Below are 24,282 nucleotides of genomic sequence, written 5' to 3'. Positions count from 1 at the left end.
CACTGGGCATCGGCAATTAACGCGGAATTATCGCAAAATATCCACCATGAGTAAATAGGAGATAGGATAAGCTAAAGAAATAGCTGAAATAACCAAGAATTATCTGAAACTTAGAATAAGTTCTCTAAAGATTACAGCTAGTTATCTAAACAGACAGTTAGCCGAAGTTAACAAGGCGTTGACCCGTTCGGATACAATCAGATAGGAAAGCCGACTTTGAGGCGAATTTCTTATAAGGACGCGGTCGGGGGCGCGGCACCCCCCTCGCTCGGCCATCGGAGATGGCCGGCGTTCATCGAGGCCGCTAGTCCCGGTCGTTCCCCTTGCCGCTCAAATTAACCACCTGCGGACTATTGGCGGCGTCGTCCTGGAGCGGCAAGTTGCCAGTTCGCTTCCCCATGGCGGTCGGCGCGAAGGTGACACTGACGGCGCATGTGGTGTGCGCTGCGAGGCTGGCGCCGCAGGTATTGGTTTGCGCAAAGTCACCGGTAACCAACATTCCGGTAAATTTCACCGCCACCCCGCCGTGGTTGGTTACTTTGAAAGTCCTTGCTGAACTGGTGGTGCCAAGTCTGTGGTCCCCGAAATTCAACTTCGCATGCGAGATTGACAACGCGCCGGGCGTGGACGTCGCAGTGGGCGTCGCGGAAGCCGTCGGTGTTGCGGTCCGAGTCGCGGTCGCCGTGGCGGTCCGAGTCGCAGTTGCCGTGGCGGTCCGAGTCGCAGTCGCCGTGGCAGTCCGAGTCGCAGTCGCCGTGGCAGTCCGAGTCGCAGTCGCCGTGGCAGTGCGAGTCGCGGTCGGTGTTGCGGTCCGAGTCGCGGAAGCCGTCGGTGTTGCGGTCCGAGTCGCGGTCGGTGTTGCGGTCCGAGTCGCGGAAGCCGTCGGTGTTGCGGTCCGAGTCGCGGTCGGTGTTGCGGTCCGAGTCGCGGAAGCCGTCGGTGTTGCGGTCCGAGTCGCGGTCGCCGTGGCAGTCCGAGTCGCAGTCGCCGTGGCAGTCCGAGTCGCAGTCGCCGTGGCGGTCAGAGTCGGAGTCGCCGTTGCGGTTGAGGTTGGCGCTGGCGTCGGGGACCCGGTGGGAGTCGCGGTGGCCGACGGCGACGGCGTCGCGCTTGGAATGGGCGTTGGGGCCGGCGGGGAATCGCTGATGAGCAAAACGTGCGCCTGATAAGGCTGGTATGTGGCGGAGAAGCTCGTGCTGGTATCCGGCGCAGTGCTGACTCCGGTGTCGTAGTCGATAATGCTGGCCGCCGGCTGCGCAAGCGTGAACTCGGCGGTCACGGGCGACGCGGTGTAGTTGTACGAGAACAGGTAGCGGGTTCCGCCGCTCCCGAGCTTGGTCTTGGTGAACACGGTGCCCGCCTCGGAGTTCTCGGTGATCACCGGGGCGTCGGGGCTGAGCAGCTCTGGCTCCAGCGATTTGATCTCGGTGGTCACGTTGATCAGCTCCTGGTAAAGCGCCGCGTGCTCGACCGGATCTTTCACTTCATTGAGCCCGCGCAGGCCGTATTCCCAGTAAAAGAGTCCGTTCGCACCCTCGACGATAGCCATCCAGCTCATGTCGTGGAGTTGCTGCTGGGTCGGCCATGCGGATTCCAAATCCAATTGAAAAAACTGGATGACGGTCCACACCGGGCGCGAGCCGTAGCCAGCCTGGTACGCTGCGCGAGTGCGATCCGCAACTTCGGCGAGATCGTTGCCGGTGAGGGCGGCAAGCGGATAGGCATCGACGCCCAGAACATCGACGGTGTCCTTCCAGGCCGGGAGAGCGAGCGGGGTGTTGAGGACAGCCAGGTTGAAGCCCGAGGGATCGGCCGCCTTGATCAGGCCGTACTGGGTGAACGTTTCCGGTTGCCGGCTGAGCGCGGGCTCGTCGCCAACGTAGTATCCCACCACGCTGGTGTCGGAAGAAAATGCCGCCGCGTAATCGGAAATCAGCGTGTCCTGATTCTCGGTTCCAAACTCCTTGGCGGGGCCGGCCGGCCAAGCTGCGAGGCCCGTATAGAAGGCGGCCACGTCGGGCAGAAACGCAATCCCGAACTGCTTCATCGCAGTGGTGTATGCGGTAATCGCCGGCGTCTGCGCATTGGTAATGTAGTAGTTGATAATCATGTTGATCGGCGCCTGCGCGATCGCGGCAAGCCGCGGCACGTAGTAAGCCGAACTGTTCGAATAATCAGTCGTGTCGTAGATTCCGAGCACGAAATGAGGGTTGCCGTCGATGAAATGCGCAAGATTGGCGGGGTCGATCCACGCCTTCATGCCCGCGCGCAGCGACGCGCCGAGCTTCACGATGGCGTAGGGGCTTTGCGCCATCAGAACGTTGCCGCTGCCATCCTCGAGTATTCCCGCAACCTGGTAAACCCCAAGCGGCAAGGATGTCATGTCGAGGGTGCCCGTGAACTGAGCCAACTCGGGAGTAACGGTCTGGCTGGCGACAATATTGCCGCTGGCGTCCGTCGCGTTGATTACGACTTGCAGGCTCGACAGCGCGATCCCGGCAGGCGGAGTGACGGTCAGTTCCACGCTTGCGACCTGGCTTTGATCGGAAAACATCATTCCGCGGTAGTTCGGGTACAGCAGAAACATCTGTAGTCCCGGCGGTATCTCCTGCTGCAGCGACATGTTTGCGAACCAGGCGCTTCCGGTCGGCACTGCGCCGTAGGTCTGAAGGCGAACAGACGAGTTCACCCCTGAGGGGACGGTCAGATGCTGCACAGTCGTGGTGGTCCAGTCGGTGGTGCCGGTCATAATAGGCGAGCGGCCATAGCCGAACAGATCGAAATCCGCGCCGTCGACGGACTTTGAGCCGACAAGATCTTCAGTCATGAGCTCGCCGCTGAGCGTGTACTCCTGCCCACTGATGACCGCGAGCGAATTCTTCGCGATCGGAGCGAAGCTGGTGCAAGTTGCGAGTTGGCTCATCTCCAGGCTGGCGGCGCCGTTGGGCGCCACAGTGGTGGGATCGAGACTGAAGCAGGGGCTCGAAAATGTCCAACCGGTTGTACCTTGCGAGAAATCGCCGTTCACCAGCAGATTAGACCCCAACGACCAGCCGACTTCCGGAGCGGTCAAGCCGCCGTCGACAACTGTCTGAGCAAAGGCGGGAGATCCGCGTATCAGCGAAAGAGTATACAATAGTAATACCAAAACAGAGCATTTAGCTAATGACCTAGTAGCTAATGATGTAATAGATAATGATGTATAGTATCGGTATCGATGCGACATAATCGTTGCCTTCGCTTGAGTTGATGTGCGCTTCACAATCACTCAAAGAGCAACTTCCCTGCCGCTAGAGGTCTGTCAGCCGTCGATACTCATGGATGTTGCAGGGTGGAGCACTCTGTCGCGTAACCGCACACGATCTTCACGCCCATGACGCATTTGATTTGGCGAACGAGCCAGCCGGGGTTCTCCGCTGTGTCGAGCGGTTGGCGTTCGAGCGTCGATGGAGCCCAAAGAGGCTCCGTAGCGCAAAGTTAAGATGAGATCCGGCATGGGATTGGCGGTACTGTCCGAAACTGGACAGTAGCGAATTGGCCCCAGTGCCAGCTTGCCTAAGATTCGAGGGATCGCGTCCTCGCTATGCCGGCACGGCATTCACATGGCATAGTGGCGGAGCACAGTTTTTCTATGGAGCGCGAATCGTCACAATGCCCCCCGAACCGGTAAACCGGGCAGCGCCACCGGATGAGGCGTCTGCACCGGAGATGAACGCCGCGGACGCGAGCGATGGCCACCGGGAAGCCGCTCACAAACTCAGGGAGGCGCTACTCAAGACATTCTTCACCGGTCTTTCATGGACCGCAGCGGCGCGCGGACTGACCTCCGTTGGCACCGCCGCGCGGTACATCCTCTTCGTGCGGTTGCTCAAACCCTTTGACTTCGGCGTGATCGCCAGTGCGACCTTGGTCTGCACGGCGCTGAGTGCGGTAAGCGATCCGCGCATGGGACAGGCGCTCATCCAGCAAGAGGATCGGATCGATCCGTATCTTGACACTCTTTTCACGACCTATCTTGTGCGCAGCCTGATTATCGGATTGATGCTGGTCGTTTTCGCGCGTCCGCTGGGCAACTTTTTCCATTTGGGCGAGGCCTACACTGTTTTCTGGGCTATCGTTCCACTGCCCATCCTGCAATCGATTCAGAGTCCGCGGCTTGTTTCTCTTTATCGGCGTCTCGATTTCCATTTCGTGACCATCATGAACGTTTCGGAGGTTGCGGCGAGTTTGATATTCGGCCTTATGGCCGTGCTGTACTGGCGCGACTGGCGCGGTCTGGTGTTCTCGTTGCTCGCCGGCGCGGTGGTGCGGGATATTTTGACCTACTGGCTATTTCCGCATTGGCCGCGGCTGAGCTTCAGCATGGCCCACGCGAAGACAATGCTGTCGTTCGGATTGTGGTTCAGCTTCGGCATGCTGTGCGAATTCATTGCGAAGCAACTCGACAATCTGACCGTCGGCCATCTGCTCGGACCCGGCGCGCTGGGTAACTACCAAATGGCCTTTCGCGCAGGCGAGATGCCGGTCGCGGAATTTACGATGTCCGCATCCCTGGTGACGTTTCCGATGGTGGCGCGACTGCGCAAGGATCGCCGCGCAAGAGTGCGCCTGTACTGGTCCGTGGTAGGGGTGGTGGCTGCGGTCGGGCTGGCATACGCCGCGTTCATATTCGCCTTTGGCAATCAGGTCGTTCTCCGGTTGTTCGGACCAGCCTGGATTCACGCGGTGAACCCGCTCAAGGTCCTGTGCATCTACGGGATCCTGCAGGGGATCCTGGTGGTCGGGCGAAGCTTTCTCAACGGGCTGGGAAAACCGGAACGATACGTCATCGCGGCAGCCACTCGCGCAGCGGTTCTGGCGATCGCGATCTATCCATTGACGGCGTGGCACGGGCCGGTCGGCGCCGCGGCCGCGGGAGTAATATCTATTTTGGTCGCGCTGCCGATAATGGCCTATCTGCTGCAGCAGACGGATTAGGCCGGTGAGATGAGTTCCCCCAGTACCGCGACGGCGCCATCGCCAATCATGCAATCGGGACGGCCGCTGGTCAGCATCATAATCACCAACTACAACTACGGCCGCTATTTGCGCGCCGCAATTGACAGCGCGCTTGCACAGACTTACCCGCAGGTCGAAGTAATCGTGGTTGACGACGGCTCAACCGACGGATCGCGCGAAATAATCGAAGCATACGGGAAGCGCGTCATCCCGATCATCAAGCTCAACGGCGGGCACGGCTCGGCGCTCAACGCCGGGTTCGCGGCGAGCCGCGGCGAGATCGTGATGTTCCTGGATGCCGACGATGAATTGACTGTGCAAGCCGCCGCGCGGGTGGTGGAGGCATGGCGCCCGGGCGTCGCCAAGGCGCAGTTTCAGCTCGAGATGGTCGATAATCGCGGCAAGCCGCTCGGACGGCGCGTGCCTCCGTTCAACGGCTTCATACCCAACGGCGATATCCGCGATCGAATCGTGCGCTTTGGCGAATACCCGTCCTCGCCTTCGAGCGGCAATGCATATGCTCGCGCGGCGCTGACCCGGCTGATGCCGCTGGACGAAGCGATCTGGTTTGCCGCCGCGGAGAAGCCGCTGGTTTTCCTGACGCCATTCTTTGGCGACGTGGTGTCGATTTGCGCGCCGCTCGGCCGCTACCGCATTCATGAAGACAACGACTCGCGTCTCAAGGGTCGCCATCTCGAAGCCCTTCATCGGCGATTGAGCGCGGTGTTTTTCGTTCCGGAAACGATTTGCGCCGTCGCGGCGGCCAAGGGGATCGAGCTGGATCCCCGCGTCCTGGGTTCAACCTCGCGGCGGATCAAGCTGCGAATGGCTTCAATCCGCCTTGATCCGAAGACTCACCCAATCGCGGGCGACACCCGGCTCAAGTTGCTCGTCAAGGGAATCCGAGCGTCGATCCGAGAGCCCGATTTGGCTGTCAAAGTGCGGGCATCGCAGCTGATCTGGTTCGTCGTGATGGCGGTCGGGCCGATGTCGGTGGTCTCGCGTTTGGCCGCGCCCGGACGATAGGCGCCGCGAACCTATTCGCTCTGTCGGGGCGAACCGTTCGTCGCCGCCTGCGCAGCGTCCGGCTTTATCAAGTAGGCAGCCCGATCGTGGAACTGGCGAAGCCTTGGGACCGAGTTCGGCGACGCGATACGGCCAAGAAATTCATTCACCGCGCGCGCGCATCCATCCCAGTTGTAATAGTCATCGACAATTACTATTCCGCCCGGCGCGACATGCGGATACAGATTCTCCAGGCAGACGCGGGTGGAATCGTACCAATCGCCGTCGAGGCGCAGAACTGCGATCTCGCAAGGAGGAGCGAACCCCGGAGTCGTTTCATTGAACCATCCCTTGACGAGCGAAACTGAACTTGCGCCGGAAAGCTTCATTGCTGCCGCAGCTTCTTGTTCAGCGGCGGTGCAGTTGTTGTAGTAAGTCGGCGACTTGGTATTGCTTTGCCACGCGGTCGCCGCCACACCGTCGAGATCTTCGCGCGCGGGCGGCAATCCCTCGAAGCTGTCGAACAGAAAGTAGTGCCGATCGGGACCGAGCACCTCGGCCATCCCGGCGCTCATTCCCCCGCGCCACACCCCGCACTCCACCACGCACCCGGAAATCTTTCTGAACTCGAAGCAGAGTTCCAGGTTGTTGACGTACTTGACCTCGTGAATCATCGTATAGGCGCGAAATTTCCTGTAGATTTTACTGAAGCTTGAGCGAAGGCGGCGCCTTTCCAGATTGGCCGCGATGACTGCGGGTTTGGGCAGCAGATTCGAGAGACTCATTTTCCGCGATGGTATCTGATGGCGCCGTTGTTTGCGAATCGCTAGACAAAATAGAGGCGGGAACTGATGCGCAAAAGCCTGGCACACTATTACGCCGAAGATATGTATGAACGCGATCGTACGCGCGACTCCGCTCGAATCGTCGTGCCGATGGTGGTGGCCCTCACTCATCCGTCGAGTGTGCTGGACGTCGGTTGCGGCCGTGGCGCGTGGCTGGGCGAATTCAAGGCGCAGGGGATAGCGAAAATCGTCGGACTTGACGGCGACTATCTCAAGCCATCGACGCTGCTGTTTCCGGCCGATCGCTTTCGTCCCACCGATCTGAGCAGCAAATTCGAGATTCCGGCAGGTCGATTCGACTTGGCCATGTGCCTGGAGGTTGCAGAGCATATCCCCGCAGCCAATGCGCGGCACCTGGTGCGGCAGCTGACCTCGGCGGCACCGCAAGTTCTGTTCTCCGCGGCGCCTCCTGGTCAGGGGGGCGAAGGACACGTCAACTGCCAGCCCCTGTCCTACTGGCGGAAGATTTTTGAAGAGTTCGGATTCAGGATGCTCGATCCATTCCGGCCCAAGCTTCGCGACGACCGAAGAGTGGCCTGGTGGTATCGCCAGAATATGGTCTTGTTCGCGTCGCCTGACGCGATCGCCGGCAATCCGGCGCTGGCGGACTGCCCCGAGGTCGAGCGGGGGCTTGAGTCTGAATGGGTCCACATGTGGGTGGCTGATGCGCAAGCGGAAGGGCCTGCGAGGCGCGCGCGAAGGCTGACTCGACGGGTGCTGCGCCGCGCCTCGAAGGCATTGCGGCCTAAATCCTGAAGGGGATTCTCCGGCTCCTGAAGAGCCCTGCCCATTCCATCCCTATCAACGCCAATTTTAAGCGGTAGAGTACCATGCCAACGGTTGAGCAAAACTTGATTTTGTGGGGCAAGCCGGACGGCTGGAAGGACGACGGCGACAAGTGGTCGGTAAAATGGGGCGGAACAGATCTGGAGTGGTGGGCTTCGATCTTCCCCCGCATTCGGAAGTTCCTCCCCGCGTCCACGATTCTTGAAATTGCGCCCGGCTTCGGCCGCTGGACACAGTTCCTCAAGGGATTTTGCGAGCAGCTCGTCGCCGTTGACGTCTCCCCGGCCTGTATCGAGAGGTGCAAGGAACGCTTCGCGTCGGACCCGCACGTGCGATGCTACGTGAATGACGGCAAGTCGCTGGCGATGGTGGAGGACAGGAGCGTTGACTTCGCGTTCAGCTTCGATTCACTGGTGCATGTCGAGGCGGACGTAATCGCTGCGTATCTGAATCAACTCGGCAAGAAATTAAAGCCCGGCGGGTTCGCCTTCTTCCACCACTCGAATCTCGAGTCGTACCGCAGGTCCATTTGGCTGCCCAAGGCGATCGGCCGGCCCCAGCCGATTGGCGCCGACGCCGCCAAGCCGGCGCCGATGTCGCGGAGTCTATGGCTGCGACGGCGGCTGCAATCGAAGCTGACGGATTGGGGCCTCGTCAACACGTTCGACAATCGCGCCGAATCGATGAGCGCCAGAATATTCCGGGAATCATGCGACGCCGCCGGACTCGATTGCAGGTCGCAGGAACTAGTCAATTGGAACCACGGTCCATCGTTGATCGACTGCTTTTCCGTGGTGACGCCGCGCGACGGGAAGACACGCAAGCCATTGCGGCTGCTCAAAAATCCTCATTTCATGGATGAAGCGGAACGGGCGCGCCGCATCGCGGAGTTTTATTCCGGTGGGTCGCGAGATTAGGTCAGCGTGCGGCGCGCGCGCGCGCCGGCTCGGATTGGTCTACCTCGCCGGACGGCGCCTTACCGGGCTGGGTTAGCGGCTGCCGACCGGTTCCGAAAAATTCGCCCCACCAGTAGTCCTGCTGCGGAATCTTGAATTCCCCCATTGCGCTCAGCTTGCGCCCGACCAGCCAGATGAGCGTGTCTCCCTTGGGCTTCTCAAGAAATTTGCCCATTGGCGTAGTGTACCGCTGATAAACGACCTCGAACCCGTTCAGGGTCAGCGCGAGGCCGAGTCCCTTGGGATCAAACGTATGGAAGCCGTGACCGACGTATCCGCTGACCGGAGTGCAGAGCACATAATGGCCGCCGGGAGCGACCATCCGCATGCAGTTTTCGATGCATTGGCGGGTGTCGAAAACGTGCTCCAAACAGCCGATGTCGATGAACATGCCATAACGATTGTGAAGCTCGGCAGCGACCGGCTGATTCATATCGAGCCGGAGGTTCGCGCGGCTGTCGTACCAATCAAGGATGTCGATGGTTTGCACGCCGCGCTTTCGGAGCAGCGCACCCAAATCCGGCTGATCGAATTCGGCGGAAACTGTCCAAGGCAGATTGTGCAGCAGCCAATGATGCAGCTTTATCACCTTCTCGCGAATCGACAGTTTTGCCCACGGCTTGCGAAAGATATCCGGAATATTGATCTTCGTGACACCCCACGACAGTATCGGATCGCCGACGATCCCGGGTAGCGCCAGGATTTCCTCATATATCGGAACGTGTTGCGCAATTATGGGCATGGTATCGCAGTGGACAGCTTACGCCCGAGGTCGTCGGAATCCCATCGGGGCGAGCCGGGCGATTGCGGCCTGAGACCGTCCGCTGGGCCTCGCCTATCGAAACACCCGGTAGGGGACTGCGGCCGGTTATCAGACGTTTTCAGTCTCAGCCCGGCTTATTGATTGGGCGCCAGTTCGACGCGGCGGTTTTGGGCGCGGCCCTCAGCCGTGTCGTTGGTGGCGACGAAGTCATTCTTGCCGTACCCGTGCGGAATCAACTGGCTCGACGGAATCCCGGATTTCACCAGGTAATCCACCACGGCGACTGAACGTCGATCGGACAGCTTCAAGTTGTATTCCTCGCCGCCGATCGCATCGCAGTAACCGTTGACGTTTACCGCCACATTGGGGCTGGCCTTAAGCGTTGAAGCGTCTTCATCCAGAACGGCTGCATCACCGGGCCGGATCGTCGACTTGTTGAAGTCGAAATGGATACCACGCAGCACCAGTCTCTCCTTGATCGGAGGAGTAGAAGATGCAGCAGCCAGAGCAGCAGAAGCAGGAGGCAGCAGAGGCGATGGGAATGGCCGATCGACCACCTTGAGAATCATCGGCTTCGACCAATAGCTCTGTTCCAGCACCAAATGCGCGGTTCCCGGGGCTTCCCTACGGAAGTAGAACACCTCCGAGGTGTATCGCCGCGAGGGTCGCCAATTCTTCGGGCGTCGCTCGTCAGGCCCCGCTATCAATTTCAGGCCCCCGCCCCAATTGCGGGCCACATACCAGTAGTTGTCGTTGTAGGTCTTCATTGGAAGCGTCACGACCAGTTGTTCCCCGACCGGAAGCACAACTGTCTGTCCCGTATCCTGGAGATTAAGATACAGGGCAACCCGGCGCGGCATGCGCGCTGGGCGCGCCGCCGCCAGAGAAGAAGGCGCAGCGGATAAGCATCCGGCAACTATCGCGAAACACGCGAACAGACACGACTGACGGAGTGATCGTTTGATCATAGTTGCGCGAAGCCCCTGAGCAGAACTCCTACCATACGGGCGACCCGGGGAAAAGGTGCGAAATCAATGGCATCAGGAAAAACCACGGTAGCAGAGCCTGCAGCTACTACGGCGACGACATTCCGCCGCAACCGCTAGTTGGCGCCCTTGCGCCGCAATACTGCCGGAACGGTTCGCAGCAATATCTCGAGGTCTTTGCCGATTGACTGGTCGCGGATGTATTCGAGGTCCAATTCGACCCGCTTCTCGTACTCCGCGATCTCGCTGCGGCCGCTGACCTGCCAATGGCCGGTCATCCCTGGCTTGGCGGACATGAAGAGCATCGCTGAATCGCCGTAATGAACCGCCTCAGGGGGCACGATCGGGCGCGGCCCGACCAGGCTCATTTCACCGATCAAGACATTGAACAGTTGCGGCAGCTCATCGAGGCTGGTGGCGCGCAGGAATCCTCCGAGCGGAGCCAGGCGCGGATCTTCGCCCTTGGGAAGCTTGAAATTGTTTTGCAGGTATTTGGCGTGCAGCGACGGCGAGTCCTTCAGGATTTGCTCCGCGTCGGTGCGCATGGTGCGGAATTTAAAGAGGGTAAAGGGTTTGCCGTCGAGACCCAGGCGCTTCTGGCGGAAAAACGCGGGGCCCGGCGAGGTCAATTTTACCGCGACCGTGATCGCGACGATCACAGGCGACAGAACGATCAATAACAGCGCCGAGACGACGAAATCGACTAAGCGTTTAACCGCCGCCTGAATGGGGCTCAGCTCGCCCTTGCTCACCGAGAGCACCGGAATCCCCGCAATATCGCCGAGCGACTGGCGGAACAGCCTCGTATCGAGCAGGCTGGGTACGATGTGAACGGACTTGCCTTGCTTGAGAAGGGTGAGCATGCACCCCGCACTCGCCGACCCATCCTCCCCGTCGTTCACGCCAATGAGGTAAACATCGTCAATCGCCTCGAGCGAGGCGCACTTGCAGCTGATGCCGGATTCCGCCCGATTACCGTTGCAGCCAACCGCCCGCTTTCCCGGCTGAACGTCTACCCGCTGATAGCCCATGGGATGCGCGGCAGTCAGAAGTCCCGCGAAGTGCTGGCAGGTTGCCTCGTCGTCGCCGATCACGACCGCAGTCCGCCACTTATGCGCGGAGCGGCGCAGGCTGCGCAACACAAGCACGGTTCCCAGCTGCCTGATGAAGATGAAAACCATCGAGGTGGCAATAAAACAAATCGTGAACCGCCGGCTCAGAAATTCAAATCTCAGTGCAAAGATCACCGCAATCGTCACCAGCGACCAGATCAGCAACGTCTGCGTCAGCCCGCGAACAAGGAATTTGAGGCGTTCCGTGCGGTGGGGTCGATAGGTTTCGGTGTATGCGGTCAGCGTCAGCCAGAGCAGGATCGCGACGATTAAGAGGGCCGAATACTGCGATTTCGCTTGCGAAGCCCCACCAGGCAGGAGTACCCGAATCCTGCCCCATTGGAACGCCAAGGCGATTTCTGTGGCCAGAAGGTAGCCGACGAAAATACAAATTGCGTCAGCAATTCGCTCAGCCGCTTCCCTGCTATTTTGCGGATTCAGCATCCCCCCACCGGTTTACTTCCCAGCATGCCGAGCCTTCGGGCCGCAGTCCCCTAAACCTGCCCTAAAGCGTCAACTGCTCGTTCCCTTCGCCCCAAGCCTCTCAGTTTTAGCCGTGTTACGGCTTCATTGTCAAACTATACAAATTTGAAAAATCTCCCCCTCCGGCGCGTGTTCATTTTCGTGATTTTGCCCGCCAAACGATTGAACACTTCCATTGGCGTCTGCCCTCTTGACAGATTGTTGTTCCCTTGAGAACCATCTTGCCGTAGCCAATTCTGACTGCGGCAGGTCCAGCTTGACGCGGTGTCCACTTCGTTGGAGTGATTTCTACATGCCACGCCTTTCAGCAGTCCTCGCAGTGATTCGAGACGAGGGGATCCTGAATTTGCCCCGCATTGCTCTCGATTCGTTGCGGCTTCTCGACTTTCACATTTTCGTAATCAATCGCGGAGAGCTGCTTGAGCCGCTTCCGATAGCCGACGGCGTCGCCATGTATGCCGACGCTTTGGATCGCCTCAAGCGCGCTCGCGAGAACCGAACCGATCTGCCCAACGAATTCCGGCGCGACCAGGCGAGCGGCGCATCGCACTGCGCGACGCTTGAGCTCAACGGGGAACTGGGAGGCGTGGTTTGGGCGTACGACTATCCGGCCGAGCGCCCGATAATCGTGTTGGAACCCGGGGAGGCGGAGTTATCGACCTCATACACGATGGAAAAATTCCGCGGCCGCGGACTCTACCGGGCGTTGCTGTATTTCGCGACTGAGTGGCAACTGCGCGAACGTCCCCGCCTGTTCACCATTGTCGCCAGCAACAATCCCACCCCCATGAAGGCGGTTTACCAGGTCGGGTTCCACGAGGTCGGCGTCGTCCGTCGCCGCGGAATAGGCGGCCCCAAGTTTTCGGTTGCGAAAATGAAGGCTGTATAAGCAACCGCTAGGCCGGTTTTCGAAACACCGCCAGAATTACGCTCGCGGCGAAACGCTCCGCGCCCGTGCGGATCATCAGTCGGCTTGCGGCCAGTTCGGCAGCGCACAGCGGTGCGATGAAATAAAATAACGGGCGCGCCGGAACCAACAGCATTTTCTCGGTCGAGAGCCCGGCCTGCCCCGCCGCCGCCGCGAGATCAGCGCAGGTGTTGGCGCGGTAGTAGGTCGGAAACACGTCCTCCTCTTCGCGAAAATCCATGAAGCGAATCAGCTTCATGATGAAAGCTTTGGGCAAAACACGGCGCCCCAACTCCGCGATGCGCATCGCATAGCTCGAGACGTTTGGGGTGTGGATGATCAGGCGGCCGCCCGGAGCGAGTATGCGCGCGAACTCCGACAGCACTTCGCGGGGCCGCTCGAGATGCTCGGCAACGTTATTCAGGGTGATCAAGTCGAGCGATTGTCCGCGAAACGGGAGGCGGTCAAGTGTGGCTCCGACGGCAAGGCGAATGCTGCGATGCTTCGCGATCGCATCGAGGACGCGATCGCAGCACACGGCCAGCCGGACCCGTTGCACCATCGCCAGTTCGTCTTCCGGTGACGTGACTTCCAGAATCTTATGGCCGCCGCCGGCGTCGAGCCACCGCGTTTGTGGAGTCAGCACCTCGTCGATTAGTCGCGCATAGGTAAGCTGGGTGTATTCGCGCTGCGGATGAATCCGGTCCTTCAGCCAATAGTACGAGCCGCGGCCCAAATATCGATCCAGCGTCTGCAATATTCGGGACGAGGCGGTCCCGCCAACGGAATGATTCTCGCTCATCAAAATCCTTTAAATTCCTTGCGGCGCGCGACGTTTCGCCCAATCTCGGATCCCTGCGGGCGCCGGCGCTTGGCCAAAGCATGGGAAAATAGCCGCTCGCGACCATTTGTCAAGACAATAATCACGCCGATGCAGCGGCGCTATGGTTGCAGAGGTTTCCAGCCAATGCGACAGTGTCAGGAACAGGTATGAATCTTAGAAGCGCTGCCAAATTAGTGGTTCCACCGGCCGTCGCGAACCGAATCCGGGTGGCGAGGTATCGTTGGGCACTGCGGCGTTTTAGGCCTTACCAGGTGCGCCGGTCGAGGTCGGGCCATCAGTTCGACTTGTGGATCTCGGATCCGACGGCAAAGAGCTGGTACGACCGCGATGCGCCCGAAAATCCGCTCGAAATGTCGTTCCTCGCGCAGCATCGTCTGCGTCGGGGCGCCACTGTGTTCGATTGCGGCGCGTTTCAATGTCTCATCGCGATGATTCTGGCGAAATTTGTTGGCGCGACCGGAAAGGTGATCGCAGTCGAGGCCAGCCCGCATAACTATGAGGCCGCAATCCGAAATTGCCGCCTGAATGACGCCAGCAACGTCGAGGTGATCAATGCGGCAGTGTCCGACACCTCGGACCCTGTTGAATTCAATTGCCGCGCGAACGGACAGGCCGATGACGGCAGCGGCGCCTGGGGCAAAATCGCCGTGCCCAGCATCAGCGTCGATGAGCTTACGCGGCGATATGGGCCTCCCGATGTTCTCTTTGTTGACGTCGAGGGCTTCGAGTCGAAAGTGCTGCGGGGAGCGGCCGATACGCTCTCGCGTTATCGCCCGGATTGCTTCTTCGAAATGCATGTCGGGTGCGGACTCGAAAAATTTGGCGGATCGGTGAAATCCATAACCGATTCGCTCGACGGGCTTGGGTATCATCTCTGGATGAGTAGTCCGGAGTTCGATGCCTTTATTCCGTTCTCGGAACGCTCGCCGCTCGTCGAGGCGCGATTCTTCCTCATCGCAACTACCACCGCATCCTGATCCATGATTGCATTCTGAAATTGTATTTTATCCTATACATTGGCACTATCAGCTTATGCTGAGACTGACTAGTCGAGTAGCTATTGCACTGGCAGTCGTGTGCTTCTCGATGCTCACGCCGGCCGGCTCCGGGCATTGTGAGGGCATCGTTACCGGAGGCCTCGATGCGCCGGAAACGGGGTACACTTTGGGGCCGAATCTTCTAGTCAACGGAGATCTGCGCTCCGGACTTCAAGGGTGGACGCTCAACCCTTCTTGCTTCAGCCTCGAAGGGAGCGGCGATACCGCCAGCCTGCGGCTACAGCAACCGTGCGCCCAGCCGTACCCATTCGCCCAGAATGCTTTGAAATGTCCGCCCGGCCTGTACACGATTTCGGCTGAAATAAAAACTCAAACTAGCATTACCGTGCCCAAGCGGCTCGGTGGAACCCGAATCCGTCTTATCGAAATCCCTGCCAACAAATGGGCGATGACCAAGCCGGTTGTCGGTACGGCTGCCTGGTCTCCAGTGATGAAAGCGCACGCCGAGGTCGCCGATGGCAGCGTCGGTTCCTTCCGCGCGGAAACGGTGGGACCGGTTGCTGGAACGTCATGGTTCAGAAAACTTTTGCTGCAATCCGAACTCCCCCCGCCGCTGGAAACCTATCTGCTGTACCCCAACTATCGGGGAATGATGTTCAGCGACCAGAGCCAGGTCGCGCGGGTCTCGATCGATGTCAAGCCGCCTGCGGACACCACCATGGCGCAGCTTCACGTCAAGCTCGAAGTGACGGATTCGGCCGGAAAGGTGCTTTCGACTAATCGTCTGTCACCACCGGCCAATGGCTCTACCGTCGCGACCATCGACATGGGCAGTCTTCCGCCTGGGCAATACCGGCTACAGGGATACCTGGAAGGGCCCGGCGACAAGCGCATCTTCACGCCATCGTCGTACACGATCGTAAAGGTCAGCAGCGAGACGCGCGCCAAGATGAAGGCGTGGATCGACGCGGACAATATCATTCACATGGGCGGGCGCCCGCGATTTGTGATCGGCCTGTACGATACGACCGGCTATGCGCTGAGCCCCGCCCCCTACATTCCGCGATTGACGGCGATAGCCAAGGCGCCGATCAATCTGATGATAAATTATTTTATCGCCAACGGCCGCGCGGATGTGATCTATCCTTACACCGAGGCGATGGAGCCGTTCGGCATCTTCTACCTGGCGACGGTGAGCGCGTTTTTCCCGGAGATGCGCGCGTATCCGAAGTGGGCGCAAGCGGGCAACGTTCCCCCGGACCAGGTGATTACTCAATACGCCAAAGGATTGGCCGGCGATTCGCGCGTCGTCGGCTACTACACGTGTGACGAGTGCGCAAGCGAGCGGCAACCGCGGACATTCCATCAATATGGCCTGATCAAACAGAATGACCCGGCCAGCATCACCTTCGCGGTGGAAAACTATCCTAACGAGTACCAGTTCTGGCGCGACACCGTCGACGTGCTGGGCGTCGACCCGTACGTTCTCGGCACGCGCTTTCCCGAAAGCTATGTCGGCGATTTGACCCGCAAGCTGATAGGCGCGGTTCATGGCGCGCGGCCGGTCTGGACGGTGATCCAGTTTTTCTGGCAGAACCGGCTATCGCACTTCCCCACCGAGCAGGAGCTCCATGACATGAGCTGGATGGCGATCACCGAAGGAGCGCGCGGAGTCTTCTATTGGTCATACGGACTGCGCGGACTCGACTGGGGCAAGCGGGATCCGGTGCTTCGCCAGCAGCGCTACGACGAGTTGGTCAACGTGACCAAGGGAATCAGCGCGCTTGAGCCGGTACTGATCGCGCCGGACAGCCCCGTGCTCTCCGCAAATTCGGCTTCCGGCACCGTAATTACCAAGGAGAAGGACCTCAAGGACGGCAGCCGCTACCTTATTTCGTACAATCACGGCGGTGACAGCGTCACGGCAAGCTTCACGCTGCGGCGCCCCGCTCGCGCGGTATCCGTGGAAGGCGAGAATCGTTCAATCGCGCCCGATCAAGGCGGGTCTGGCTTCAAGGATACTTACGCTCCATTTCAGGCTCACGTTTATAAGATAGATTGATGGATTCTCGCAGACATTTGGGTTTCTAATCCGCGGTGCGCTATGATCTTCGATTACCGCGGATAGTTGCTAACAGGGGAAATGAGTAACCGAAACGTCTTGCGACTGCCCAGTTTCGTTCATGTCGGGCCGCCTCGAACCGGTACAACCTGGTTGCACGAGGTGTTGATGGGTCACATCGGCCTGCCGAGCGAAAAGGAAACGCGATTTTTCGATGTTCGCTACGATCGCGGCGCCGAGTGGTACTGCAATCTGTTTGGCGACTACCCGGCCGATGTTCCGGCCGGAGAGATGGGCCCCACCTATTTCTCGAATGCGATCGCGCGGGAAAGAATCAAACGCGACATTCCCGACTGCAAAATAATTGTCACCTTTCGCGAGCCGGCCGCAAGATTGTATTCGCTGTATCGGCTGCTCCGATCGGAGCGGCGCCCCGTGAATGATACGTTCGACGGATATTGGCGCTTCCAGATCAACTGCGGCGCGGATCTGTGCAGCTACGCGACTCACCTCAAGCGATGGCAAGCAACCTTTGGAAAATCGCGCGTGCTGGCGCTGTTCTACGAAGATCTGAATTCCAATCCGCAAGGCTACCTGGACACGGTCTGCGATTTCATCGGAGCGCGCCGCATTGCCCTGGATCGCTCCCGGGTCGGCAGCGCAAAGGTATATTCGGCTCCCGCCGCGGCCCGCTCCAGCGCGGTTGCCCGGCGCACGGTCGAGACTGTCGATTGGGTTTCTCGCCATGGCGCGCGTCCCCTGATCGAACTCGTCCAGCGTACCGCGCTGTGGAAGATCATGCGGCGGCCTTTCGTCGAGGAGTTCCCGCCGCTCAGCCAGGAATCGGCTGACGAGATCCGCGCGATGATGCTCCCTGAAATAGAGGAGCTTGAACGGCTCACCGGGAGAGACCTTTCCCGCTGGAAACCCGTCGCGCAACGCAAGTTTGACTATGGCAGCGCGGACGTTCGATCGGTCGCTGGATAGTAACTCTCGGATGGAAACGCGGGCGCAAGCGGAAGGGACAACGCCGCTTGTCAGCATCATCATCGACAATTTCAATTACGCTCGTTTTCTGCGCGCGGCGATCGATAGCGCGCTTGCGCAGAGCTATGCGCCCGTCGAAGTCGTAGTCGTCGATGACGGTTCGACCGACAATTCCCGCGATGTGATCTCCAGCTATGGCAACAGAGTATCTGCAATCTTCAAACCCAATGGCGGCCACGCATCCGCATTCAACGCCGGATTTCGCGCGAGTCACGGCAGCATCGTGATGTTTCTCGACGCGGATGACGTGCTGCTGCCCAATGCCGTCGAGGAGGTGATGCGGGCGTGGCATCCCGGAGTTGCGAAAGCGCAATTCGTGCTGGCGCATGTCGATGCGGATGGGCGGGCGCTCGGAGGAACCGTTCCATATTCCCCGGCGCAAATGCCCGATGGCGACATCCGCGCATCGATACTCGATGCCGGCGGCTACGTCGGAGTCCCTACCAGCGGGAACGCGTTCGCGCGAACCGTTCTTGACCGCCTCCTGCCGTTGCCCGAGTCACAGTGGCATCAGGCAGCCGACACTTCGCTTGAAATAATTGCGCCGTTTTTGGGCGACGTCGTTTCGCTCAGAAAAACTCTCGGCTGCTACCGGATTCACGAATCCAATCACGGCATGTTGGGCGAGGAACTGGATTCGCGCAAGCTGCGCGTCAAGATAGTCATCGATCTGCAGCGCGAGTCGGCGCTATCGGAGTTCGCCAGCCGGTCCCGGTTCGCAATCCCACGCAACTGGGCCGCGCGTGAGCCGGCGCATCTGAAGTATCGACTGGCCTCGTTGCGTGTCGACCCAACCCATCACCCGATGATGGACGATCGGCGGGTGCGACTGATGCTTACGGGACTGAGATCCTCGTGGCGTAATCCCGGGTACAACTTTCGCAGCAAGCTGTTACACACGGTCTGGTTTCCACTCGCCGCGCTCCTGCCTCAAGCCGCCGCAGTGAAGATAATCAAGCTCGGATTGATCCCGGGCCGTCGACGCGGAAAGACTCCGGCGACCACCGCAAAGCAAGCGCTTAGCGACCTTTGACCGAACCTCGCGGCTCGTGCTGTTGCTGACGGCCGCGATCCGCCAAAGCCTCGCGATATACCCCCTCATACGCCGCCGCGACCGAGTACCATGAGTTCTCCGCCTCGACTTTGCGCCGCGCTTCGCGCGAGAGCGATTCGCGCATCGCGGATTCGGCCAATAGCCGGGCGACCGAATCGCCGAATTTCGCGTCGTCATCCGCGATCATCGCATGCCGCCCGTCGATCAATGGCGTGCCGGATAGGCTCCGCGATGTTGCAACTATGGGCGCGCCGGAAGCCATCGCCTCAAGAATCTTGTTTTTCACGCCGAGTCCAAATCTCAGCGGACTGGCGTAAACGGCCGCGCTCCAGATCCAGGGCCGTATATCGGCGACCGTACCTGTGACATGAATTCCGGGAAGGCTCGACAGATTTCGAACTCGCAACGATGGTTGCGCGCCTACGATCCAGAAAGAAGCGCCTGGAATCCGATTTCGGATCGCCGGCATGAGATCGCGAGCAAAATGCTCGGCCGCATCTTCATTTGGCGGCCAACTCATATTGCCGCTGAAGACGATTCGGCCGGCCTCCGGCGCCGGCCGGTACGCGAAATACTCAAGGTCAACGCCGTTGGGTATCACGGCGATTCGATCCGCGTTAACCGCGGCCGACAGCGCCTGTGCGTCGGAGGGCGACGTGACCACGACGCGGTCCGCGTAGCCAAACCATCGCCGCTCCTGACGCCGAGCCAGAACCGAGAGCAGCTTTAGACGGAACCGCTCCCGCGCCCCGGCGGCATAGCCGGCAAATTCCCGATAGCGCAGCGCCTTCGAGTCATGCACGCAGAGAACTCCTGGCCGCTCTCGCGTGGTTGCGCGAAGCAGCGCAGCCAATCCTCCGCCTTCGAGATGGAGCACGTCCGGCCGCACTTTCGCCACTGCATCGCTGATGAAGCGCGCCAGCGCTGGATCAATGGCGCCGGTTATCGCGCGCGCTTTGGCTCGAGTTCCATGAGCGCAACGAAATATCGAGACGGATCGGCAGTAGGCGCGCGGCCACTCCGATTGCTCCTCGCCTTCTCCGTCACGCGAGAGCGCAATCAGGTGAATCTCGTGACGATCGAAGAGATTACGAATCAGGTTTGCGGGTATCAGGCGAAAACCGTCGTGACTCGGCAGACACGGGATCATCTCTGAAATGAGCAGGATCCTCATCCGGTGCGCAGGCGCGGCCTCGGGGCTACTGGCGTCGCAGGCCCGGTCGGAGCGGATGCGGTCTTCCTGCTCATTGCGGCGGCATGAACGGAAATCGCGTACAAATTCGGCGTGAGCGAGATAAATACCCAGACTTCCTTTATGTATTGCGCGGTGAGAAAAACCTCCGCCACCATAATGCCAATCAATCCGATCTGAAATGCCAATGCGAGCCCCGCCATATCGTCGGGCACGCCCTGCACCTTCTGGGCGCTCCGACAAGTAGCCAGGGTCAACATCAGAATAGCCAAATAGAGCGCCAGCGTGGGAATCCCTCCCTCGGCGCCCAACTGCACGTAGGTGTCGTGTGCGATGTGCGGATGTCCCTCAAGGCTCATCAGCAACGGGTTGTAGCGAAATTCGTAAGACTGGAATTGGCCCAGCCCTACGCCGAAGACCGGATGATGCTCCATCATGCGCAGCCCGGCTCGCGCCAACTCGACACGGGCTCGCGTCGAGATTTCAGCGCCAGTCTGCCCCTGTCCCTGAAATTGCATTTGCTGGAGCCGCTTGATCATTTGGCCGGGACCAATCGCGAGCATGAAGGCGACCGCGACCACGGAGCCCACCGCCAATCGCATTTTATGCTGGGAATTCAGCCACGCCAGCGCGGCCATCACGACTAGCGCAAGCAACCCCCCTCGCGACTGCGAAACGAAAACCGCGAATGCGAGGATCGGGCTGCAAATCCGCCCGACCCATTTCCACAAATCGCGTTGTTCGTAGCGGATCATCCAGATTGCGAGCGGCACCGTCATGACCAGCGAGAGCGCCTCATAATTGGGATCCGCCGACGGACCAAGCGGCCGCGGCCAATGATAAATGTAGTACTGCTTGTACAGCCACGTGCTCGCGAATGTTTCGACCAGCACGATCACGCGAATAGTCATTTGCATTCTGTTTTGAGTGCTGATGAGAAGATTTGTCGCGATCATCAGGATCGCGAAGGAAAACAGGGTAGATGCGTCGTCGGCCGGAAAGCTCAAGGAAGACAAGGTGGTCCCGAGAATCTGAAACAGCACGAACGCGGCAAACAGAAAAAGAATTCGCGCGCTCGGCCGCGGCGCCGCATCGGGCGGCCGCGGGAGCAGCACCGCGGCGGCGACCAGCGGAATTCCCACCAATTTAATCGGCGTAATGGGAAAGAATCCGACGTGGAAAAGCTGGGCTCCCATCACCGGATGGTGCTGAAACGGAACCAGAAACAGAAAGAGGAAATAAAATGTCACGGCGCTGAGCCTGCCCCCCGCATCAAGTGGCGATCATTGGCGTGCCGCTGAAAGGTTCCAAAAATTGAGATGCACCCGGGGCAGACTCGGCAAATGTTATAGAATTCTCTCGCGGAAGCGTCGCTGGATTCTTCCAAATAATCGCACCCGTTCGGACCGGATCTCGCGCACATGCTTTAGTGAGTCAGCATCGAGATTGTGACGGTCCATTCGCGACAACCCGCGCATCCCGTCTGCGCATCCCCGCAGGTACGCCGGGATCTGATTCGCGCGCAACGAAAAAAATCCCATCGTGGCGAGATAGGCGAGCACCCGGGAAACGGCCATCACCGGTGGAAAGGATCGATAGGCGACCCAAATTCCATTCCGAGTGTAATAATAATAAACTCGCCAATCGGGACGATGCTCGGACGCCGCGTAATGCGTTGTCGATACGAGGGGTGTGTGCACGACGCGGTACCCGGCGCCGATTAGTCGATAGCCAAGATCCACGCCCTCGTGGCCGAGGAAAAATTCGGCCGGGTAGCCACCCACCGACAAAACCTTCTCCCGGCTGAGCGCGGATGCTCCCTCCAGAATGAAGTGAGTTTCAAACTCCCTGGCGGCGTGTGAGATTGGCCGAGGGTGACACCAATCGCGTTCCAGAACCTTGCCGTCGACGCCGGTAACTGTGAAGTTCAGGCATGCGAGCTGCGGATCGCGCGAAAATGCTGCTTCCACTTCCGCGATGCAATTTGGACTGCAAAATTCCACGTCGTCATCGATGGTAATTACGATTGGAGTACCGGCCGCGCGCAGCCCAATGTTTCGGCCCTCGCACCCGGCGTTGGACGGCGCGGCGATGTAGCGCACATTTGGATATTCGGCCGCCAGAAGGCTCTTCAGTGCGGGTTCAGCGGCGTTGTCAACCACGATGATCTCGGCCACCTGGTCCGCGTACGGAAGCGCCGATGCCAGCGCGCGCCTGAGGTGCTGGTGGCGCTTGTAAGTGAGAATCGAGATGGTGACCGCGCGACTCATGCGGCAGCGAACCTCAAATGCCTCTCCCAGGCTCCCAGCGTGGCGCGAGTGAGCAGCCGGCGGCGTTCCGATGCGTCCCGCGCGTCAACGCCGAGCGCCCGGCAAAGCTCGGCCGCCATCTCGGTTCCTCGACTCCTATCCGATCCGATCTCGTCCCAGAAGAAATCGATTACGCATCCGGTTCCGTAAATCAGCGTGGCGAGCGAACCGACCCGCGCCGCGGCGAGCATCGCGCGCGGTCCCAATTGACGCAATTCTGAGGGCCGCCGCAACACTCGAGCCCAGCCACGAAAGCGCTGCGCGGCCGTCTCGAGATTGCTCAATCGCGCGAAGATTCCGCGCCAATCGCCCGCCGCTGTGTTTGTGCCCAGCAACTGCCCGCTTTCCCAGTTCCAGGTCGCGCGCGCAATCTCGACGGCCTCGTTGAATTCTTGGGCGGGATCTCCGGGCGGAAATCCGGTCTGGCCGAGCTTTTGAGCCATCGCGTTGCGGAAGCGGGAGATAAGCCGCCCGCACATCTCGGCTCCCAAAATCTCTTTGTGCGCGCCAAGGGCATCCTCAAACGGCTTTTGCCTGCTCCGATATCCTGGCCGGTAACATCCCAAAAACACCGACAGCGACGTCCCCAGATCAATCCAGAATTTGGCCAGCGAGTACGCAGTCGCAGTGCTATCGCTGACCCGGTCCGCATACTCGCTCCGTACCGCAATTTGTTCGATTATCCGGTTGTTCAGCAATCGAAACGCATCATATTTGGATATTGCGTCTCCACTCGACGGCATGCGCGGAACCGGAATCGCGTCAGGATCACCCCAGAGCAGCTTTGCATGCTCGCACAGCTCTCGGGTAAAGATCGCCGGACGCAGCCGCGTCATCCCCTGCGTCAGAATCGCGCGCAATTCAACCTTGATTCCGCGCTCGGCGTTGGCCAAATCGGAGTTGGTGTCCCGCTCGACCTGCCGCATCGACCGCTGTATTTCCCGCTTTGAGACGATGCCGCCCCGAACCACCACCAGGCACTCGACATCGCTCAGCCACCGGCTTGTGGTTCGAGGATGGGCGATTATTGTTCCCTCGCCGCGCGCGAAACTTCCCGTCAGGAGAACGCCGGCCACGCTCGGCGCGGCGGCGCAGTTGCGGACGCGCACGATCAGCTGTTCCAGCTCGCGGCGCACCTCGTCTTCAAACGCGGGATCGGCGCTAAGCGGGAACGATCCTGGCGGGCTCAAGTTGAACGCGCCGTCAGTCATTCGCTCAAAGCGTTCCGAAGAAGAGCCATTTGTCTCCGTGCAGGAGAAGATTTTTCGTTTTGATCGGGGATAGACCCTCGATCTCCTGGATCGTCGGACGAATTCCGTACCACTCGTTGCGATACAGCCCGTGCGGGCCCTGCGAGGAGCGCCGCTCCACCAGCCAGCGGCGCGCGCGCAACGCGAACGCAATCGAGTCTCGCCACGTCCGCGGCGTCATCGTGAAGATAAGCCATCCGCCCGGTTTGAGCACCCGCGCCGCAGTCTTCAGATAGTCTCGCAGCACTCCCGGATTGGGCAGATGCTGAAAGACGCAGTACGCGACGAACGCATCGACCGAGCCATCCGCGATTTCGGCGAGTGCCGGGCTCCCCGCGCGATGAAACGACGCATTGGCAGCCTCGACCGAGCTTTGCGCGATCGCCAGCATCTCCGCCGACAGATCAAACGCGAATACCCTGCCCACCTCGGGCGCGATCGCGCGAGTTAGCCGCCCTACGCCGCAGCCGATTTCCACGACTGTGTCGATCCGCTTGGGCTGGTAGCCGGACGCCGACTTCAGATCGTTCCAGATCTTCGGGCCCGACGCCCAGAATTCGGCGAGGTTGCGCCCCTCGTACGGACCCGCTGACGATACATACCAGTAGGGGTTTTCCCGGGCCTTCTCATCCCAGAATTGACGGCTTGTCTCCAGTCCGCTCATCGATTCAAAGCCACACGCGCC

At 59.9% G+C, this 24,282-nt stretch carries 20 protein-coding genes; 9 read left to right on the top strand and 11 right to left on the bottom strand.

From position 1 onward, the window contains the following. Positions 1-304 precede the first annotated feature (304 nt). A complete protein-coding gene (locus ABSB13_RS07940) occupies positions 305-3,046 on the bottom strand; it encodes a choice-of-anchor D domain-containing protein (RefSeq protein ID WP_428107217.1) in 2,742 nt (913 codons plus the stop codon). Positions 3,047-3,708: 662 nt separating this feature from the next. On the opposite strand from ABSB13_RS07940, the gene ABSB13_RS07935 reads away from it, so the two are divergent. Both ABSB13_RS07935 and ABSB13_RS07930 read left to right on the top strand, forming a co-directional pair. Continuing rightward, on the top strand, positions 3,709-4,977 hold the full coding sequence (locus ABSB13_RS07935) for an oligosaccharide flippase family protein (protein WP_428107216.1): 1,269 nt from the start codon (positions 3,709-3,711) through the stop codon (positions 4,975-4,977). 9 nt (positions 4,978-4,986) lie between these two features. Beyond that, positions 4,987-6,024 carry a glycosyltransferase family 2 protein gene (locus tag ABSB13_RS07930; RefSeq protein ID WP_428107214.1) on the top strand — a complete coding sequence of 346 codons (1,038 nt, stop codon included), beginning with the start codon at positions 4,987-4,989 and terminating at the stop codon, positions 6,022-6,024. 11 nt (positions 6,025-6,035) lie between these two features. Here ABSB13_RS07930 and ABSB13_RS07925 read toward each other — a convergent pair whose 3' ends face one another. Beyond that, positions 6,036-6,788 carry a TylF/MycF/NovP-related O-methyltransferase gene (locus ABSB13_RS07925; protein ID WP_428107212.1) on the bottom strand — a complete coding sequence of 251 codons (753 nt, stop codon included), beginning with the start codon at positions 6,786-6,788 and terminating at the stop codon, positions 6,036-6,038. Positions 6,789-6,854: 66 nt separating this feature from the next. Here ABSB13_RS07925 and ABSB13_RS07920 point away from each other — a divergent pair, with 66 nt between their 5' ends. Together ABSB13_RS07920 and ABSB13_RS07915 are read left to right on the top strand one after the other, a co-directional pair. Next, on the top strand, positions 6,855-7,604 hold the full coding sequence (locus ABSB13_RS07920; protein WP_428107210.1) for a methyltransferase domain-containing protein: 750 nt from the start codon (positions 6,855-6,857) through the stop codon (positions 7,602-7,604). A gap of 74 nt (positions 7,605-7,678) precedes the next feature. Continuing rightward, positions 7,679-8,551, top strand: a complete 873-nt coding sequence (locus ABSB13_RS07915; RefSeq protein ID WP_428107207.1) for a class I SAM-dependent methyltransferase — start codon at positions 7,679-7,681, stop codon at positions 8,549-8,551. Between the two features lies 1 nt (position 8,552). Here the strand turns inward: ABSB13_RS07915 and ABSB13_RS07910 are convergent, their stop codons facing one another. From ABSB13_RS07910 to ABSB13_RS07900, 3 genes are all read right to left on the bottom strand, one after another. Further along, entirely contained in the window at positions 8,553-9,332 is a 780-nt protein-coding gene (locus ABSB13_RS07910; protein ID WP_428107205.1) for a class I SAM-dependent methyltransferase, read from the bottom strand. A gap of 155 nt (positions 9,333-9,487) precedes the next feature. Beyond that, positions 9,488-10,120 (bottom strand): OmpA family protein, encoded by a 633-nt coding sequence (locus tag ABSB13_RS07905; protein ID WP_428107202.1) that lies wholly within the window; start codon positions 10,118-10,120, stop codon positions 9,488-9,490. 335 nt (positions 10,121-10,455) lie between these two features. Next, complete coding sequence (locus tag ABSB13_RS07900) at positions 10,456-11,895, bottom strand: sugar transferase (RefSeq protein WP_428107200.1); 1,440 nt, start codon at positions 11,893-11,895, stop codon at positions 10,456-10,458. 385 nt (positions 11,896-12,280) lie between these two features. Between ABSB13_RS07900 and ABSB13_RS07895 the strand changes: the two genes are divergently transcribed. Beyond that, positions 12,281-12,823 carry a GNAT family N-acetyltransferase gene (locus ABSB13_RS07895; RefSeq protein ID WP_428107198.1) on the top strand — a complete coding sequence of 181 codons (543 nt, stop codon included), beginning with the start codon at positions 12,281-12,283 and terminating at the stop codon, positions 12,821-12,823. Positions 12,824-12,830: 7 nt separating this feature from the next. Here the strand turns inward: ABSB13_RS07895 and ABSB13_RS07890 are convergent, their stop codons facing one another. After that, a complete protein-coding gene (locus tag ABSB13_RS07890) occupies positions 12,831-13,643 on the bottom strand; it encodes a class I SAM-dependent methyltransferase (protein ID WP_428107196.1) in 813 nt (270 codons plus the stop codon). A 293-nt stretch (positions 13,644-13,936) separates the two neighbouring features. On the opposite strand from ABSB13_RS07890, the gene ABSB13_RS07885 reads away from it, so the two are divergent. The 4 genes from ABSB13_RS07885 to ABSB13_RS07870 all read left to right on the top strand — a co-directional run bounded on the left by ABSB13_RS07885 (position 13,937) and on the right by ABSB13_RS07870 (position 18,825). Continuing rightward, a complete protein-coding gene (locus tag ABSB13_RS07885) occupies positions 13,937-14,662 on the top strand; it encodes an FkbM family methyltransferase (protein WP_428107194.1) in 726 nt (241 codons plus the stop codon). 55 nt (positions 14,663-14,717) lie between these two features. Further along, positions 14,718-16,745 (top strand): hypothetical protein, encoded by a 2,028-nt coding sequence (locus ABSB13_RS07880; RefSeq protein WP_428107192.1) that lies wholly within the window; start codon positions 14,718-14,720, stop codon positions 16,743-16,745. An 81-nt stretch (positions 16,746-16,826) separates the two neighbouring features. Next, positions 16,827-17,732 (top strand): sulfotransferase family protein, encoded by a 906-nt coding sequence (locus tag ABSB13_RS07875; protein WP_428107189.1) that lies wholly within the window; start codon positions 16,827-16,829, stop codon positions 17,730-17,732. Between the two features lie 10 nt (positions 17,733-17,742). Continuing rightward, entirely contained in the window at positions 17,743-18,825 is a 1,083-nt protein-coding gene (locus tag ABSB13_RS07870) for a glycosyltransferase family 2 protein (RefSeq protein WP_428107187.1), read from the top strand. Here ABSB13_RS07870 and ABSB13_RS07865 read toward each other — a convergent pair. From ABSB13_RS07865 to ABSB13_RS07845, 5 genes are all read right to left on the bottom strand, one after another. Then, positions 18,812-20,020 carry a glycosyltransferase gene (locus tag ABSB13_RS07865; RefSeq protein WP_428107185.1) on the bottom strand — a complete coding sequence of 403 codons (1,209 nt, stop codon included), beginning with the start codon at positions 20,018-20,020 and terminating at the stop codon, positions 18,812-18,814. The genes ABSB13_RS07870 and ABSB13_RS07865 overlap by 14 nt on opposite strands. Beyond that, positions 20,017-21,288, bottom strand: a complete 1,272-nt coding sequence (locus ABSB13_RS07860; RefSeq protein ID WP_428107183.1) for an O-antigen ligase family protein — start codon at positions 21,286-21,288, stop codon at positions 20,017-20,019. The genes ABSB13_RS07865 and ABSB13_RS07860 overlap by 4 nt, the downstream gene beginning before the upstream one ends. A 96-nt stretch (positions 21,289-21,384) precedes the next feature. Beyond that, positions 21,385-22,308 (bottom strand): glycosyltransferase family 2 protein, encoded by a 924-nt coding sequence (locus ABSB13_RS07855; RefSeq protein WP_428107181.1) that lies wholly within the window; start codon positions 22,306-22,308, stop codon positions 21,385-21,387. Beyond that, a complete protein-coding gene (locus ABSB13_RS07850) occupies positions 22,305-23,558 on the bottom strand; it encodes a hypothetical protein (RefSeq protein WP_428107179.1) in 1,254 nt (417 codons plus the stop codon). Before ABSB13_RS07850 ends, ABSB13_RS07855 begins: the two co-directional genes overlap by 4 nt. Before the next feature lie 4 nt (positions 23,559-23,562). Then, positions 23,563-24,261 (bottom strand): class I SAM-dependent methyltransferase, encoded by a 699-nt coding sequence (locus ABSB13_RS07845; protein ID WP_428107177.1) that lies wholly within the window; start codon positions 24,259-24,261, stop codon positions 23,563-23,565. Positions 24,262-24,282 lie beyond the last annotated feature (21 nt).

The sequence above is a fragment of the Binatus sp. (SeqCode) genome (assembly GCF_050013435.1).
Taxonomy (GTDB): Bacteria; Desulfobacterota; Binatia; order Binatales; family Binataceae; genus Binatus.
The sequence above is the reverse complement of the archived record's forward strand: the minus strand, read 5'-3'. Positions and strand labels throughout refer to the sequence as shown.

What these genes read in the sequence shown, in the direction of transcription:
- ABSB13_RS07845 (WP_428107177.1), bottom strand. Translation starts at nt 24,261, where the DNA reads ATGAGCGGACTGGAGACAAGCCGTCAATTCTGGGATGAGAAGGCCCGG.
- ABSB13_RS07890 (WP_428107196.1), bottom strand. Translation starts at nt 13,643, where the DNA reads ATGAGCGAGAATCATTCCGTTGGCGGGACCGCCTCGTCCCGAATATTG.
- ABSB13_RS07905 (WP_428107202.1), bottom strand. Translation starts at nt 10,120, where the DNA reads ATGAAGACCTACAACGACAACTACTGGTATGTGGCCCGCAATTGGGGC.
- ABSB13_RS07930 (WP_428107214.1), top strand. Translation starts at nt 4,987, where the DNA reads ATGAGTTCCCCCAGTACCGCGACGGCGCCATCGCCAATCATGCAATCG.
- ABSB13_RS07920 (WP_428107210.1), top strand. Translation starts at nt 6,855, where the DNA reads ATGCGCAAAAGCCTGGCACACTATTACGCCGAAGATATGTATGAACGC.
- ABSB13_RS07900 (WP_428107200.1), bottom strand. Translation starts at nt 11,895, where the DNA reads ATGCTGAATCCGCAAAATAGCAGGGAAGCGGCTGAGCGAATTGCTGAC.
- ABSB13_RS07925 (WP_428107212.1), bottom strand. Translation starts at nt 6,788, where the DNA reads ATGAGTCTCTCGAATCTGCTGCCCAAACCCGCAGTCATCGCGGCCAAT.
- ABSB13_RS07855 (WP_428107181.1), bottom strand. Translation starts at nt 22,308, where the DNA reads ATGAGTCGCGCGGTCACCATCTCGATTCTCACTTACAAGCGCCACCAG.
- ABSB13_RS07850 (WP_428107179.1), bottom strand. Translation starts at nt 23,558, where the DNA reads ATGACTGACGGCGCGTTCAACTTGAGCCCGCCAGGATCGTTCCCGCTT.
- ABSB13_RS07935 (WP_428107216.1), top strand. Translation starts at nt 3,709, where the DNA reads ATGAACGCCGCGGACGCGAGCGATGGCCACCGGGAAGCCGCTCACAAA.
- ABSB13_RS07880 (WP_428107192.1), top strand. Translation starts at nt 14,718, where the DNA reads ATGCTGAGACTGACTAGTCGAGTAGCTATTGCACTGGCAGTCGTGTGC.
- ABSB13_RS07875 (WP_428107189.1), top strand. Translation starts at nt 16,827, where the DNA reads ATGAGTAACCGAAACGTCTTGCGACTGCCCAGTTTCGTTCATGTCGGG.
- ABSB13_RS07915 (WP_428107207.1), top strand. Translation starts at nt 7,679, where the DNA reads ATGCCAACGGTTGAGCAAAACTTGATTTTGTGGGGCAAGCCGGACGGC.
- ABSB13_RS07910 (WP_428107205.1), bottom strand. Translation starts at nt 9,332, where the DNA reads ATGCCCATAATTGCGCAACACGTTCCGATATATGAGGAAATCCTGGCG.
- ABSB13_RS07870 (WP_428107187.1), top strand. Translation starts at nt 17,743, where the DNA reads ATGGAAACGCGGGCGCAAGCGGAAGGGACAACGCCGCTTGTCAGCATC.
- ABSB13_RS07865 (WP_428107185.1), bottom strand. Translation starts at nt 20,020, where the DNA reads ATGAGGATCCTGCTCATTTCAGAGATGATCCCGTGTCTGCCGAGTCAC.